Annotated in this window: 13 protein-coding genes; 8 read left to right on the plus strand and 5 right to left on the minus strand. The window is 54.6% G+C overall.

What is annotated here, in order from left to right:
- Positions 1 to 33 precede the first annotated feature (33 nt).
- The 6 genes from OGV71_RS19615 to OGV71_RS19640 all read left to right on the plus strand — a co-directional run bounded on the left by OGV71_RS19615 (position 34) and on the right by OGV71_RS19640 (position 3667).
- Positions 34 to 198, plus strand: coding sequence for a DUF1127 domain-containing protein (locus tag OGV71_RS19615; RefSeq protein ID WP_003019180.1), 165 nt, complete (start codon positions 34 to 36; stop codon positions 196 to 198).
- Positions 199 to 345: 147 nt separating this feature from the next.
- Positions 346 to 810 carry a MarR family winged helix-turn-helix transcriptional regulator gene (locus OGV71_RS19620; RefSeq protein ID WP_003019178.1) on the plus strand — a complete coding sequence of 155 codons (465 nt, stop codon included), beginning with the start codon at positions 346 to 348 and terminating at the stop codon, positions 808 to 810.
- A 6-nt stretch (positions 811 to 816) separates the two neighbouring features.
- On the plus strand, positions 817 to 1884 hold the full coding sequence (locus OGV71_RS19625) for an HlyD family secretion protein (protein WP_204584169.1): 1068 nt from the start codon (positions 817 to 819) through the stop codon (positions 1882 to 1884).
- Positions 1874 to 2938: a DUF2955 domain-containing protein gene (locus tag OGV71_RS19630; protein WP_171858873.1), complete on the plus strand. Its 1065-nt coding sequence runs from the start codon at positions 1874 to 1876 to the stop codon at positions 2936 to 2938. The genes OGV71_RS19625 and OGV71_RS19630 overlap by 11 nt, the downstream gene beginning before the upstream one ends.
- 152 nt (positions 2939 to 3090) lie before the next feature.
- Positions 3091 to 3378 (plus strand): BrnT family toxin, encoded by a 288-nt coding sequence (locus OGV71_RS19635; protein ID WP_003019170.1) that lies wholly within the window; start codon positions 3091 to 3093, stop codon positions 3376 to 3378.
- Positions 3365 to 3667, plus strand: coding sequence for a BrnA antitoxin family protein (locus tag OGV71_RS19640; RefSeq protein ID WP_003019167.1), 303 nt, complete (start codon positions 3365 to 3367; stop codon positions 3665 to 3667). Before OGV71_RS19635 ends, OGV71_RS19640 begins: the two co-directional genes overlap by 14 nt.
- 63 nt (positions 3668 to 3730) lie before the next feature.
- Here OGV71_RS19640 and yjiA read toward each other — a convergent pair whose 3' ends face one another.
- The 3 genes from yjiA to btsT form a co-directional block, all read right to left on the minus strand.
- Positions 3731 to 4687, minus strand: a complete 957-nt coding sequence (gene yjiA, locus OGV71_RS19645) for a GTPase (RefSeq protein ID WP_003837219.1) — start codon at positions 4685 to 4687, stop codon at positions 3731 to 3733.
- A gap of 12 nt (positions 4688 to 4699) precedes the next feature.
- Positions 4700 to 4894: a YbdD/YjiX family protein gene (locus tag OGV71_RS19650; RefSeq protein ID WP_003830038.1), complete on the minus strand. Its 195-nt coding sequence runs from the start codon at positions 4892 to 4894 to the stop codon at positions 4700 to 4702.
- 110 nt (positions 4895 to 5004) lie between these two features.
- Positions 5005 to 7155 (minus strand): pyruvate/proton symporter BtsT, encoded by a 2151-nt coding sequence (btsT, locus tag OGV71_RS19655; RefSeq protein WP_086504860.1) that lies wholly within the window; start codon positions 7153 to 7155, stop codon positions 5005 to 5007.
- A 365-nt stretch (positions 7156 to 7520) separates the two neighbouring features.
- Between btsT and tsr the strand changes: the two genes are divergently transcribed.
- Positions 7521 to 9182 (plus strand): methyl-accepting chemotaxis protein, encoded by a 1662-nt coding sequence (gene tsr, locus OGV71_RS19660; protein ID WP_003019155.1) that lies wholly within the window; start codon positions 7521 to 7523, stop codon positions 9180 to 9182.
- Here the strand turns inward: tsr and OGV71_RS19665 are convergent.
- Both OGV71_RS19665 and OGV71_RS19670 read right to left on the minus strand, forming a co-directional pair.
- The gene (locus OGV71_RS19665; RefSeq protein WP_177712669.1) at positions 9179 to 9694 is read right to left on the minus strand and encodes a GNAT family N-acetyltransferase; all 516 of its coding nucleotides are present in this window, start codon (positions 9692 to 9694) and stop codon (positions 9179 to 9181) included. The two genes, tsr and OGV71_RS19665, sit on opposite strands and share 4 nt — an antisense overlap.
- A 52-nt stretch (positions 9695 to 9746) precedes the next feature.
- Positions 9747 to 11108 (minus strand): MFS transporter, encoded by a 1362-nt coding sequence (locus OGV71_RS19670; protein WP_003837227.1) that lies wholly within the window; start codon positions 11106 to 11108, stop codon positions 9747 to 9749.
- A gap of 192 nt (positions 11109 to 11300) precedes the next feature.
- On the opposite strand from OGV71_RS19670, the gene OGV71_RS19675 reads away from it, so the two are divergent.
- A complete protein-coding gene (locus tag OGV71_RS19675; RefSeq protein WP_000019445.1) occupies positions 11301 to 12281 on the plus strand; it encodes an IS5-like element ISKpn26 family transposase in 981 nt (326 codons plus the stop codon).
- Positions 12282 to 12428: the final 147 nt, after the last annotated feature.

The following is a 12428-nucleotide window of genomic DNA, read 5'->3' on the forward strand; positions in this document are numbered from 1 at the left end:
GATAAAGCCTCTGGCAAGGCGGGGAGGCAAGGTATGGAATTTCACGAGAATAAAGCAAAACAGCCGTTTATTGGGTTTGTACTGATCTGGCGGGCATACAAGGCGTGGCGGCTGCGAGCGCAAACGCGGCGCCTATTGCAACAGATGAGCGACGAGCGGCTGCGGGACGTCGGGCTGCGACGCGATCAGGTGGAGTGATTTTCTTTCATCGGCAGAGGCTGGGGGTTATCGCCCGGCCTCTTTTGTATTCATGGTATTTATCAATTCATGCTTCTGAATGATGTGTTTCTTGATACTTACCATGATAAGTATTATTTTCTTCATCAGCGATGAGGGGAAGGATACATGACTGAAGATGAACTGTTTGCCCGCCGCCCGATGGGGATGCGCATGGCAATGGTGGTGCGCCAGTGGCGGGCCATTATTGATGCAGCCATTACCGACACTGGCCTGACGCAGTCAAGCTGGACGGTATTGATGCAGCTGTATCAACTGGGAGACAACGTCTCGGTCAGTGAACTGGCGGAGGTGCAGGGTATTGAACTGCCGCCGCTGATGCGCACCCTCTCACAGCTGGAAAAGCACGGCTATCTGCTGCGTTCCACATCGCCTTATGACAAACGCATTCGCCTGCTCACGCTGACCGAGCAAGGCCGCGCAAGGCTGGAGGAACTAAACCGGGTGATTGAGAACTACCAACATCGCGTCACGTGTACCATCCCCGAAGCGGAGCTTGCCGCCTTCAGCTCGACCTTAAATCAACTCGCCTGCAATTTGCGGACAATCCGCGAAGAAGACAATCAACACTAAAAAACTATGATGACCCCAGAACAAAAATTTGCCCGTTGGGTAAGGGTGAGTATTGCCGCTTTCCTGGTTATATTCGCCTGGTTTATCGTTGCCGATATCTGGATCCCGCTAACACCGGACTCCACGGTGATGCGTGTGGTAACGCCTGTTTCCTCACGCGTATCCGGCTACGTCTCGCAGGTGCATGTACATAACAATAGCCAGGTGAAAAAGGGTGATTTGCTGTACGAACTGGATCCGACGCCGTTTATCAATAAGGTCGAGGCTGCGCAAATCGCCCTTGAGCAGGCAAAGCTGAGCAACCAACAGCTGGATGCGCAGATCGCCTCTGCGCGTGCCAATCTGCGCACCGCGCAATTCAACGCCCGGAACGACAAGACCACCTTTGACCGCTATCAGCGCCTGAGTGCCATGCAGAACGTGTCGCAAGCCGATCTCGACAAGGTGCGCACCGCCTGGCAAACCAGCGAACAGTCGGTGTCGGCGCTCAATGCCAGTATTCAGAACCTGCTGATCCAGCGCGGCGAGCGCGATGACAAGCGTAACGTGACGCTACAAAAATACCGTAACGCGCTGGAAGAGGCGCAACTGAACCTCGGCTGGAGCAAAGTGTATGCCCAGACCGACGGTACAGTGAGCAATCTCCAGCTTAGCCCCGGACTTTACGCCACTGCCGCCACGCCATTGCTGGCGCTGGTCAGCCACCAGACCGATATCGTGGCCGACTTTCGCGAGAAAAGCCTGCGCCACACCCGGGTGGATACCGATGCCGCCGTAGTGTTCGACGCCATGCCGGGCAAGGTTTTCTCTGCTCGCGTCACCAGCAGCGATGCCGGTATTCTGGCGGGTCAGGAGCAGGTTAACGGCCAGCTGTCGCAACCGGAACAGTCTACCCGCTGGGTGCGCGACGCCCAGCGTATGCGTATTCACGTCGCGCTGAACGAACCGCTCGACACGCCGTTGCCGACCGGGGCACGCGCCACGGTACAGCTGTACAACAGCGAGGGGATGTTCGCCCGCACCTTTGCCGGAGCGCAGATCCATCTCGTTAGCTGGCTGCATTATGTCTATTAACACCCTGGCTCACGTCTTTACGCCGCACGGGAATATTGTCTACACCGCCAATGATTTTCGCCAGACCCTGCGTATCTCGGTTGCCGGGACAATCGCGCTGAGTATCTCGACCTTTTACAACGTGCAGTACGGCGTGTTCTTTGTGGTTTATCCGCTGATGCTGCTGTCGCTGGTACCGGTGTTCAACCGCCATGTGGCCAAACAGTTTGTGTTCAGCGCGGCGGTGAACTGCGTCGAAATGGTACTGATTGTCGGCTATCTCTCACAATGGCCGCTGATTATGACGCTGGTGGTATTTGGCCTGTACGTGATGCGTTTTCGGTTGATGAGCAAAGGACCGCTGTTTCTGTTCGGCTCAATGGGCGTGGTGTGCCAGAGCACGATGCTCAATTTTATGAGCTATCCCACCACCAACTGGCATACGCTGATGTTCTCCAATATGGAAGCCTGCGTCATGGCTGTGGCGCTGAGTGCATTGCTGCATTATCTGATCCCGGACGTGGAACCCCGCCAGCCGCCGCCGCGCATTGAGAAAGATGACGCCCGGGTTCGCCACGAGTCGCTGCTTTCCGGTTCGGTGGCGACAATGATTTTTGTGGTCTTTCAGATTTGTGACTTGAGCGATTCGCTGTCGGCGCTGATGGCGGGCGTTTTGATCCTGTTTCCGATGCATTATCGCGGCGCGGTGTTGAGCTCTCTCTGGCGTGTGGTCGGCGTGGTACTGGCTTGTCTGTACATTCTGCTGGTGCAACTGCTGGTGTATGATTTCAGCAACCATATGCTGTTGATGATGCCGCTGATTGGCCTCGGGCTGGCGTTCAGCGCCCGCCTGCACGTGATGGAAAAAGTCGGTGCGGGCGTGGGTTTTGCCAGTATCACCACCATCGGCATTATGTTCGGCCAGAACCTGCATCCGGATCAGGACCTGGTATTCAGCGATCTCTACCGCATCACTTCCGTTACCGTCGCGCTGCTGGCCACGTTAACGATGGTATTTCTGGTGCACCGGATATTGAACTGCTTTGCGGCGACACGATTTGTGATCACCGAGTGAGTGGCTGCAATGCCGGATGGCGGCTGCGCCTTATCCGGCCTACTAAAGTTCATCCTTTCAACAGCAAAATGTGATGTTATTTCCAACAATTTCGCTATAATCATAAGATAATTGTAGATACATTTTTGTATATACAATTAGGGATGAAATACATGCCAATGGAGTTTGAATGGGATGCAAACAAGGCACAAAGTAACCTGCGAAAACACGGTGTCCGGTTTGAGGATGCGGTGCTGGTGTTTGACGATCCCCAACATCTTTCGCGGCAGGATCGGCATGAGAACGGTGAGTATCGCTGGCAGACCATCGGTCTCGTTCATGGCATTGTGGTTATTCTGGTTGCCCATAGCGTTAGGTTTGAAAGTGGCTTTGAAGTCATTCGTATCATCAGTGCCAGAAAGGCAGACAGTAAGGAGAGGAATCGTTATGAGCATGGTTAAGCATAAACGCGGCAGCGTATCCGCGCTGAGTGCTCAGCATGAGGCTGAACTGAAAGCGCTGGCGAATAAATCGGATGATGATATCGATTACAGTGACATTCCCGTGACCGAAGATAAGCAGTGGTCAGAGGCCACACGCGGTAAGTTTTTCCGTCCCTTAAAAACGCAGGCCTCGGTGCGTATTGATGCCGATGTGATGGAGTGGCTGAAACGTCCAGGAAAAGGATATCAGACGCGCCTTAATGCCATTTTGCGCGAAGCGATGCTGCGCGAGCAAAATAAGAAATAGTCAGAATATACTGGGGCAGTGAGTGCCGGATGGCGGCTGCGCCTTATCCGGCCTACAAAAAATCTACTTCTTCAATCCCGCAAACGCTGCTCTGATCTCGTCTTCCGGCAGATTAATACCAATAAACACCAGTTGGCTGTACGGTTGTTCGTCGCCCCACGGGCGGTCCCAGTCGGCGCTGTACAGGCGCTGGACGCCCTGGAACAGCAGGCGGTTTGGTTCGCCTTCAATCCACAGCATGCCTTTGTAGCGCAGCAGCTTCTCGGCGGATTCCAGCAATAGATTTTCCATCACCCTGGACACGTCGCTGATGTTCACCGGGTAATCCAGCTCGACGACAATCGAGGAAATATCGTTTTGTTTGTCGGCGATAAAGTGGAAGCGCGGTTTGGCGCTGACCACGTTCTCTTCCAGCATAAAACCGTTGGTGTCGAACAGCAGAGAGAGGTCGATATCGCCATGCGTGACGGTATACACCGGGGCGCGGGCGTTGATGCGCGCCAGGCGCTCACGCAGTTTTTCGCTTTCACCTGCTACGTCGGTTTTGGTCAGCAGGATGCGGTCGGCGTAGCCTACCTGCGACTGGGCAATGGTGAACTGGTTCATCTGCTCGTCGGCATGCACCGCGTCAACCAGTGCAATTACGCCGTCCAGCAGGTAGCGTTCGCAAATCACTTCATGGGAGAAAAAGGTCTGAATAATCGGGCCGGGATCGGCCATGCCGGTGCATTCGATCACCAGACGGTCGAAATTGATGGTGCCTTTGTCGAGGTTGTCGAGCAGATCGAGCAGCGCGTCTTCCAGTTCGCTCGAACGGGTGCAGCAGATGCAGCCGTTGGTCAGGGTTTTGATCTGCGTGGCGCGATCGCCAATCAGCTGATCGTCCACCGAGACTTCGCCGAATTCGTTTTCGATAACGGCAATCTTGTAACCGTGCTGCTCGTTGAGAATATGGCGCAGCAGGGTGGTTTTACCCGCGCCAAGAAAGCCGGTGAGTAGGGTAACTGCAATCGGGGTCATTCATTTCTCCTTCTAACAGCAACTGCTTCCGCCGCTACCGTAGCGGGCTTCCTGGCGCTCGCGGAAGAATTCTTCGTAGGTCATGTACGGCTTATCGGGATGGTTGGTCTTCATGTGCTCGACGTAGTTGTCGTAGTCCGGAATGCCAATCAGCATCTTTGCCGCCTGACCGAGATATTTTTTTGCCTGACCTAAAGTACCAAACATTCTGCCGTCCTGTTAATGAATAAAGCCGGATGGCGGCTTGCGCCTTATCCGGCCTACATACTGCACATTTTGTAGGCCGGATGAGCGCAGCGCCATCCGGCAATTACGGCTTAATGATGTGAAGAGGTTTTCACGCCGCCTTCCGGCACCGGTACATACGGTGTCTCTTTATCAGATCGACCGTCGATGGCGCGGGCTTTCTGCCAGGTACGGAACCCGTAGAAAATGATGCTGTACACCACCACCAGGAACAGAATACTCAAGCCTGCGTTGGTGTAGTTGTTGACGACGATGTGGTTCATGTTGGCAATCTGCTGGGCGGTCAGTTCGCCGCCGTTAGCAATCTTCTCTTTGTACTGATTCGCCATGAAGAAGAAGCCTTCCATCTGCGGGTTGGTGCTGAACAGTTTCAGACCCAGCGCCCAGGTGGTGCAGATAAGCAGCCATACTGCCGGAACCACGGTAACCCAGATGTATTTGGTGCGTTGCATTTTAACCAGCACCACGGTGCCGAGAACCAGCGCCACGGCAGCCAGCATCTGGTTAGAGATACCGAACAGCGGCCACAGGCTCTTAACGCCGCCCAGCGGGTCAACAACGCCTTGATACAGCAGGTAACCCCACAGGCCTACGCAGCCCGCAGTACCCACGACACCTGCAACCAGGGAGTCGGTTTTCTTCAGGAATGGAACGAAGTTACCCAGTAAATCTTGCAGCATAAAGCGGCCAGAGCGGGTACCCGCATCCAGTGCGGTCAGGATGAACAGCGCTTCGAACAGGATACCGAAGTGGTACCAGAAGCCCATGTCAGCCATCGGCAGCACTTTGTGGAACACGTGGGCGATACCAACGGCCAGCGTCGGTGCACCACCTGCGCGGTTCAGAACGGACGGCTCGCCGATGTCTTTCGCGGTTTGCAGGATCTGCTCAGGTGAAATCACAAAGCCCCAGGAGCTGACGGTTGCCGCTGCGTGTGCGGTAACGTCTTTCAACTGCGCCATAATAAGTGGGGCGTTCTCACCGCTCATTTCATGCAGGTTCGGCATGGTGATGCCAAGGCCAGCAGGCGGGGTGTTCATTGCGAAGTACAGACCCGGTTCGATGATGGATGCAGCAACCAGCGCCATAATCGCCACGAAGGATTCCATCAGCATCGCGCCGTAACCAATGAAACGCGCGTCGGTTTCACAGGCCAGCAGCTTCGGTGTAGTACCGGAAGCGATCAGCGCGTGGAAGCCAGATACCGCACCACACGCGATGGTGATGAACAGGAACGGGAACAGAGCGCCTTTCCACAGCGGGCCAGTACCATCAACGTACTGGGTCATCGCCGGCATTTTCAGTTCCGGGTTGAGAATAACAATCCCCACCGCCAGACCGACGATAACGCCGATTTTCAGGAAAGTAGCCAGATAGTCGCGCGGGGCGAGGATCAGCCATACCGGCAGCAGCGCAGAGATAAACGCGTAACCGATCAGGGTAAAGGTAATGGTGGTGTCTTTAAAGGTCAGCGCCGGGCCCCAGTACGGGTCGTGCGCAATCACGCCGCCGAAGTAGATGGAGGCAACCAGCAACACAATACCAATCACCGACACTTCGCCCACGCGTCCTGGGCGCAGGAATCGCATGTAGATCCCCATGAACAGCGCGATAGGTACGGTTGAGCAGACGGTGAACACACCCCACGGGCTTTCAGCCAGTGCTTTCACCACGATCAACGCCAGTACCGCGAGGATGATGATCATGATTAAGAAGCAGCCGAACAGCGCAATGGTTCCCGGCACCGGGCCCATCTCTTCTTTGATCATCTCACCCAGAGATGCGCCGTTACGGCGAGAAGAGATAAACAGCACCATGAAGTCCTGCACCGCACCGGCCAACACTACGCCCGCCAGCAACCACAGCGTACCAGGCAGGTAACCCATCTGCGCGGCCAGTACCGGCCCAACCAGCGGACCTGCACCTGCGATAGCAGCAAAGTGGTGACCAAACAACACGTTACGGTTGGTTGGAACGTAGTTCAGACCATCATTGTTGATGACCGCCGGCGTGGCGCGCGTCGGGTCAAGTTTCATCACCTTTTGGGCGATGTACAAACTGTAGTAACGATAAGCCACCAGATAAACAGAAACTGAGGCGACTACGATCCACAGGGCACTGATGTGCTCACCCCGACGTAATGCCACTACCGAGAGGCAGAATGCACCGATGATTCCGAGAATCACCCAGGGTATGTGCTTGAATATCTTTTTCGTATCCATAGTAAAACCTGGTATCTAATTAATAATTGGCCGAAGCCGCGTGGGTTTGATCTTGTGTTTGAGGAGGTTATTTGACTGCTATGTTGGGGGGATCTTGCCAGAGAATTACGCGCGTAAAGTAAGGTAAATAAGTGAGCGGTTGTATGTCAGCTTAAGCGGTCCCAAGTGTCAGCGAGCGGTAAGCGGTGGGGACTAACGGGTATATTTATGTGATTGAGATCACTAATAAACCCGCTTAGCGCTTTAGCAGACGGCGTGGATCGACGAATCGTCGATGCTGAGATCGATTCAACTAGCACAAATTTCATAAAGTTTTCCCTTTCCAGGCCGAAAATTCTGATATCTGTCTAGCGGAAAGAGAAAACATGTTAAAACGAATGAAGATTGTTACCAGCTTACTGCTGGTATTGGCGCTATTTGGCCTTTTACAGCTCGCCTCGGGCGGCTTGTTTTTTAACTCACTTAAGAATGACAAAGAGAACTTTACCGTTCTGCAAACCATTCGCCAGCAACAGTCTGCGCTGAACGCCACCTGGGTTGAGCTGCTGCAAACGCGTAACACCCTGAACCGGGCAGGCATTCGCTACATGATGGATCAGAGCAATATCGGCAGCGGCGCGACCGTGGCGGAACTGATGCAGGTGGCGAGTACGGCGCTGAAGCTGACGGAAAAAAACTGGGCGATTTACGAGTCGCTCCCGCGCGATCCGCGCCAAAGCGAAGCCGCTTTCCAGGAGATCAACCGCACCTATGACATCTATCACGGTGCGCTGGCGGAGCTGATCCAGTTACTGGGTGACGGGAAGATCAACGCGTTCTTTGATCAACCGACGCAGAGTTATCAGGATGGTTTTGAGAAGCAGTATATCAATTACATGCAGCAGAACGATCGCCTGTATGACATCGCGGTGGAAGATAACAACAGCTCTTACAGCCAGGCGATGTGGGTGCTGGTTTGTGTGCTGATCACCGTTCTGGCGGCGATTATTGCGGTCTGGTTTGGTATCAAACTGACTCTTATTTCCCCAATGAACCGTCTGATTGACAGCATTCGTCATATCGCCAGCGGCGATCTGGTGAAGCGTATTGAAGTGGAAGGTTCCAACGAGATTGGGCAACTGGCGGAAAGCCTGCGTCACATGCAGGGTGAGCTGATGAACACCGTGGGTGACGTGCGTAACGGCGCCAATGCGATTTACAGCGGGGCCAGCGAGATTGCGATGGGCAATAACGATCTCTCCTCCCGTACCGAACAGCAGGCGGCCTCTCTGGAAGAAACCGCAGCCAGCATGGAACAGCTGACGGCAACCGTGAAGCAGAACGCCGAAAACGCGCGTCAGGCCAGCCATCTGGCGCTGAGTGCGTCGGAAACCGCGCAGAAAGGCGGCAAAGTGGTGGACAACGTGGTGCAAACCATGCGTGATATCGCTTCCAGTTCGCAGAAGATCGCCGACATTATTAGCGTCATCGACGGCATTGCCTTCCAGACCAATATTCTGGCACTCAACGCCGCGGTAGAAGCCGCACGTGCGGGCGAGCAGGGCCGTGGATTTGCGGTGGTGGCGGGTGAAGTGCGTAACCTGGCCCAGCGTAGTGCACAGGCCGCGCGCGAGATTAAGAGCCTGATTGAAGACTCGGTCAGCCGTGTGGATGTCGGTTCAACGCTGGTTGAAAGCGCCGGTGAAACCATGGATGAGATCGTTAATGCGGTAACCCGCGTGACCGATATCATGGGGGAAATCGCCTCTGCTTCTGATGAACAGAGCCGCGGTATTGATCAGGTTGGTCTGGCCGTTGCCGAGATGGATCGTGTGACGCAGCAGAACGCCTCGCTGGTGGAAGAGTCCGCCGCTGCCGCTGCCGCGCTGGAAGAGCAGGCCAGCCGCCTGACTCAAGCCGTTGCCGTGTTCCGTATTCAGCATGACCAACAGCGCGCGCGTGACGTTGCGGCCGCTAAACCGGTTTCAACGGTCCAGCCGCGTAAAGCCGCGGTAGCGGATGCCGGGGATAACTGGGAAACGTTCTAAGTAAGCATCAGGCGCATGGCGCAGCGTGATTCATACGCCAGTCCATGCGCTGCTTCCTCTTCTCTTTTCTGGCGCAACTTTGCAGGCAGCGTCTCTTCAGCCAACATTTCAAATCCCAGACGCGCGTACCATGGCGCATTCCACGGCACATCGCGGAAGGTGGTCAGCGTAAGCGACGTGTAATCTTTCTCGCGCGCCTGTTCGGCAACATAGCAAATTAATCGGCGGCCAATTCCTTTTCCCTGCCACTCCTGATGCAGCGACAGTTCTGCAATAAACAGCGATGAATCCAGCGTTTCGGCGACTAAAAAGCCGACCGGATGCTCATCGGCCTGCGCCAGCCAGCTCAAGCCAGTGGCGGCAAATGCCTGATGCTGAGCAGCCGATATAATCTGGTCATCAGCAATCCACGCCAGTTCCGGGATCTGTAAAAAACGTTGCCCCGCAGATCGTTCGATGGCGGGAAGAGCGGCTGTGTCTGCCAGAGTAGTAGCGCGTAAGGTGATGTTCATACGAGGAGCATAACATGCCCGATAAGCACGGTGTTATCGGGCATCTGGAGGATTAATCTTTACGTGGATCGCTAATGGGCTGGCGAACCAGGAAGATGTAGGCAAGGGCCCCCACCATGGTGACGCAGCCACAGATGATCAGCGCCAGGCGGAAAGAGTTGGTGGTATCAACAATAAATCCGGTGACGATCGGCGCAAACGATGCGCAGATAAAGCTGGCAAAGTTCTGGATACTGCCCACGGAAGCGGTCATGCGTGAGGCGACGGCGACGTGGATCAGGCCCCAGCACGAGGTACCGGCGAAGTGGATACAGAACAGCGCCATCCCGATCAGTAACACGGCGGCCATCGACGTTGTGGCCTGCGGCACAACGAAGGTGAAGGCTGCAGAGCAGAACATCCCGGCGATTATACAAATCTTACGGCTCTTAATCGGCGCCATACCGCCTTTTACCAGCCAGTCGGTGACAAAGCCGTTAATCAACATGCCGGCTGCGCCAAACAGGAACGGGATCGCCGCCATTAATCCGGTGCTTTTTAAATCCAGGTTGTAGGAGGTTTGCAGGTAGCCCGGCAGCCAGGCCAGGTATAACCATGCGGTATAGTTGATGCCGCTAAAGCCCAGCATCATGCCCCACATGGTACGGTTGCGAAACAGGCTGCGCCATTCGGCAAAGCTCAGCGGATCTCGGCGGGCATTGACGCTACCAGCGTTCAGGTACGCTTGTTCCGTGGCGCTCAGCTCAATTTGCTCGCGGTTGCGATACAGCATGTACCAGCCGATGGCGAGGAAAATACCCAGCACGCCAATGGTGATGAACATCCAGCGCCAGCCCATTACCAGCATCATGGCAGCCAGAATCGGCGGGCTAATGGCAACCCCGATGGTGGAGGCGGCGTTGAATAATCCCATCGGGCGGCCGCGCTCTTTGATGTTAAACCAGTCGTTGATGACCTTTACGCCGCACGGGTTCATTGGCGCTTCGCCGATCCCCATCCCGATACGCACCAACACAAACTGGGTGAAGCTGTGTACCATGCCGGACATCGCCTGAAACAGCGACCAGAAGAACATCCCCAGCCCCAACATAATGCGCGGACCTTTGCGATCCAGCAGCGGGCCGCAGGGCAATTGCGCAATACCATAAGCGAGAGAAAATACCGACAGCAGCACGCCGATTTGCGTGGCGCTCAGCCCCAGTTCTTCACGAATCGTTAAGTTGGCGACCGACAGAGAACTGCGGTCGAGGTAATTAATAACCGCAGCAAAAAATAATAAAATCATTGCCGTGGTCTGAATACGTTTTATTCGGCTACTGCGTTGCACCATGCCCTCAGGCGGAACATTAATATCCACAGATGATGACGTGCCAAACGAAGAACTCGGGTCGAGGGTAATATTATTTTTTTCCACGCCGGACTCCTGAACCTCAATAATTTATTTTTCACACAGCAGGACTGTGCAGTATTGAAAAAATACCGGTGATGAATCAATTTGCTCATCACCGCTCACAAAAGTTTTAATGCAGTCGACTTAGGGAAGGTGCGAACAAGTTCCTGATATGAGATCATCATATTCATCCGGAGCGCATCCCAGAGGGACATCATGAGCCATCAACTCACCTTCGCCGATAGTGAATTCAGCACTAAGCGCCGTCAGACCCGAAAAGAGATTTTCCTCTCCCGCATGGAGCAGATTCTGCCATGGCAGAATATGACCGCTGTCATCGAGCCGTTTTATCCCAAGGCGGGCAATGGCCGACGGCCCTATCCGCTGGAGACCATGCTGCGTATTCACTGCATGCAGCATTGGTACAACCTGAGCGACGGTGCCATGGAAGATGCCCTGTACGAAATCGCCTCCATGCGCCTGTTTGCCCGATTATCCCTGGATAGCGCCCTGCCGGATCGCACCACCATCATGAATTTCCGCCACCTGCTCGAGCAGCATCAACTGGCCCGTCAATTGTTCAAGACCATCAATCGCTGGCTGGCCGAAGCAGGCGTCATGATGACCCAAGGCACTTTGGTGGATGCCACCATCATTGAGGCACCCAGCTCTACCAAGAACAAAGAGCAGCAACGCGATCCGGAGATGCATCAGACCAAGAAAGGCAATCAGTGGCACTTTGGCATGAAGGCCCACATTGGTGTCGATGCCAAGAGTGGCCTGACCCACAGCCTAGTCACCACCGCGGCCAACGAGCATGACCTCAATCAGCTGGGTAATCTGCTTCATGGAGAGGAGCAATTTGTCTCAGCCGATGCCGGCTACCAAGGAGCGCCACAGCGCGAGGAGCTGGCCGAGGTGGATGTGGACTGGCTGATCGCCGAGCGTCCCGGCAAGGTAAAAACCTTGAAGCAGCATCCGCGCAAGAACAAAACGGCCATCAACATCGAATACATGAAAGCCAGCATCCGTGCCAGGGTGGAGCACCCGTTTCGCATCATCAAGCGGCAGTTCGGCTTCGTGAAAGCCAGATACAAGGGGCTGCTGAAAAACGATAACCAACTGGCGATGTTATTCACCCTGGCCAACCTGTTTCGGGTGGACCAAATGATACGTCAGTGGGAGAGATCTCAGTAAAAACCGGAAATAACGCCAGAAATGGTGGAAAAAATAGCCTAAATAGGCTGATTCGATGTGTTTGCGGGAAAAAAATCGGCCCAGATCCGCGAAATTTTAATCAGCGAGTCAGCTTGGGAAGAAATGACCTGCTTATTCGCACCTTCC

The sequence above is a fragment of the Citrobacter sp. Cf088 genome (assembly GCF_030334295.1).
In the GTDB taxonomy this organism is placed as follows: Bacteria; Pseudomonadota; Gammaproteobacteria; order Enterobacterales; family Enterobacteriaceae; genus Citrobacter; species Citrobacter freundii.

Coding starts and splice junctions, on each gene's coding strand:
- OGV71_RS19650 (WP_003830038.1), bottom strand. CDS start 4,894: ATGTTTGGTACTTTAGGTCAGGCAAAAAAATATCTCGGTCAGGCGGCA.
- OGV71_RS19640 (WP_003019167.1), top strand. CDS start 3,365: ATGAGCATGGTTAAGCATAAACGCGGCAGCGTATCCGCGCTGAGTGCT.
- btsT (WP_086504860.1), bottom strand. CDS start 7,155: ATGGATACGAAAAAGATATTCAAGCACATACCCTGGGTGATTCTCGGA.
- yjiA (WP_003837219.1), bottom strand. CDS start 4,687: ATGACCCCGATTGCAGTTACCCTACTCACCGGCTTTCTTGGCGCGGGT.
- OGV71_RS19615 (WP_003019180.1), top strand. CDS start 34: ATGGAATTTCACGAGAATAAAGCAAAACAGCCGTTTATTGGGTTTGTA.
- OGV71_RS19625 (WP_204584169.1), top strand. CDS start 817: ATGATGACCCCAGAACAAAAATTTGCCCGTTGGGTAAGGGTGAGTATT.
- OGV71_RS19630 (WP_171858873.1), top strand. CDS start 1,874: ATGTCTATTAACACCCTGGCTCACGTCTTTACGCCGCACGGGAATATT.
- OGV71_RS19635 (WP_003019170.1), top strand. CDS start 3,091: ATGCCAATGGAGTTTGAATGGGATGCAAACAAGGCACAAAGTAACCTG.
- OGV71_RS19665 (WP_177712669.1), bottom strand. CDS start 9,694: ATGAACATCACCTTACGCGCTACTACTCTGGCAGACACAGCCGCTCTT.
- tsr (WP_003019155.1), top strand. CDS start 7,521: ATGTTAAAACGAATGAAGATTGTTACCAGCTTACTGCTGGTATTGGCG.
- OGV71_RS19620 (WP_003019178.1), top strand. CDS start 346: ATGACTGAAGATGAACTGTTTGCCCGCCGCCCGATGGGGATGCGCATG.
- OGV71_RS19675 (WP_000019445.1), top strand. CDS start 11,301: ATGAGCCATCAACTCACCTTCGCCGATAGTGAATTCAGCACTAAGCGC.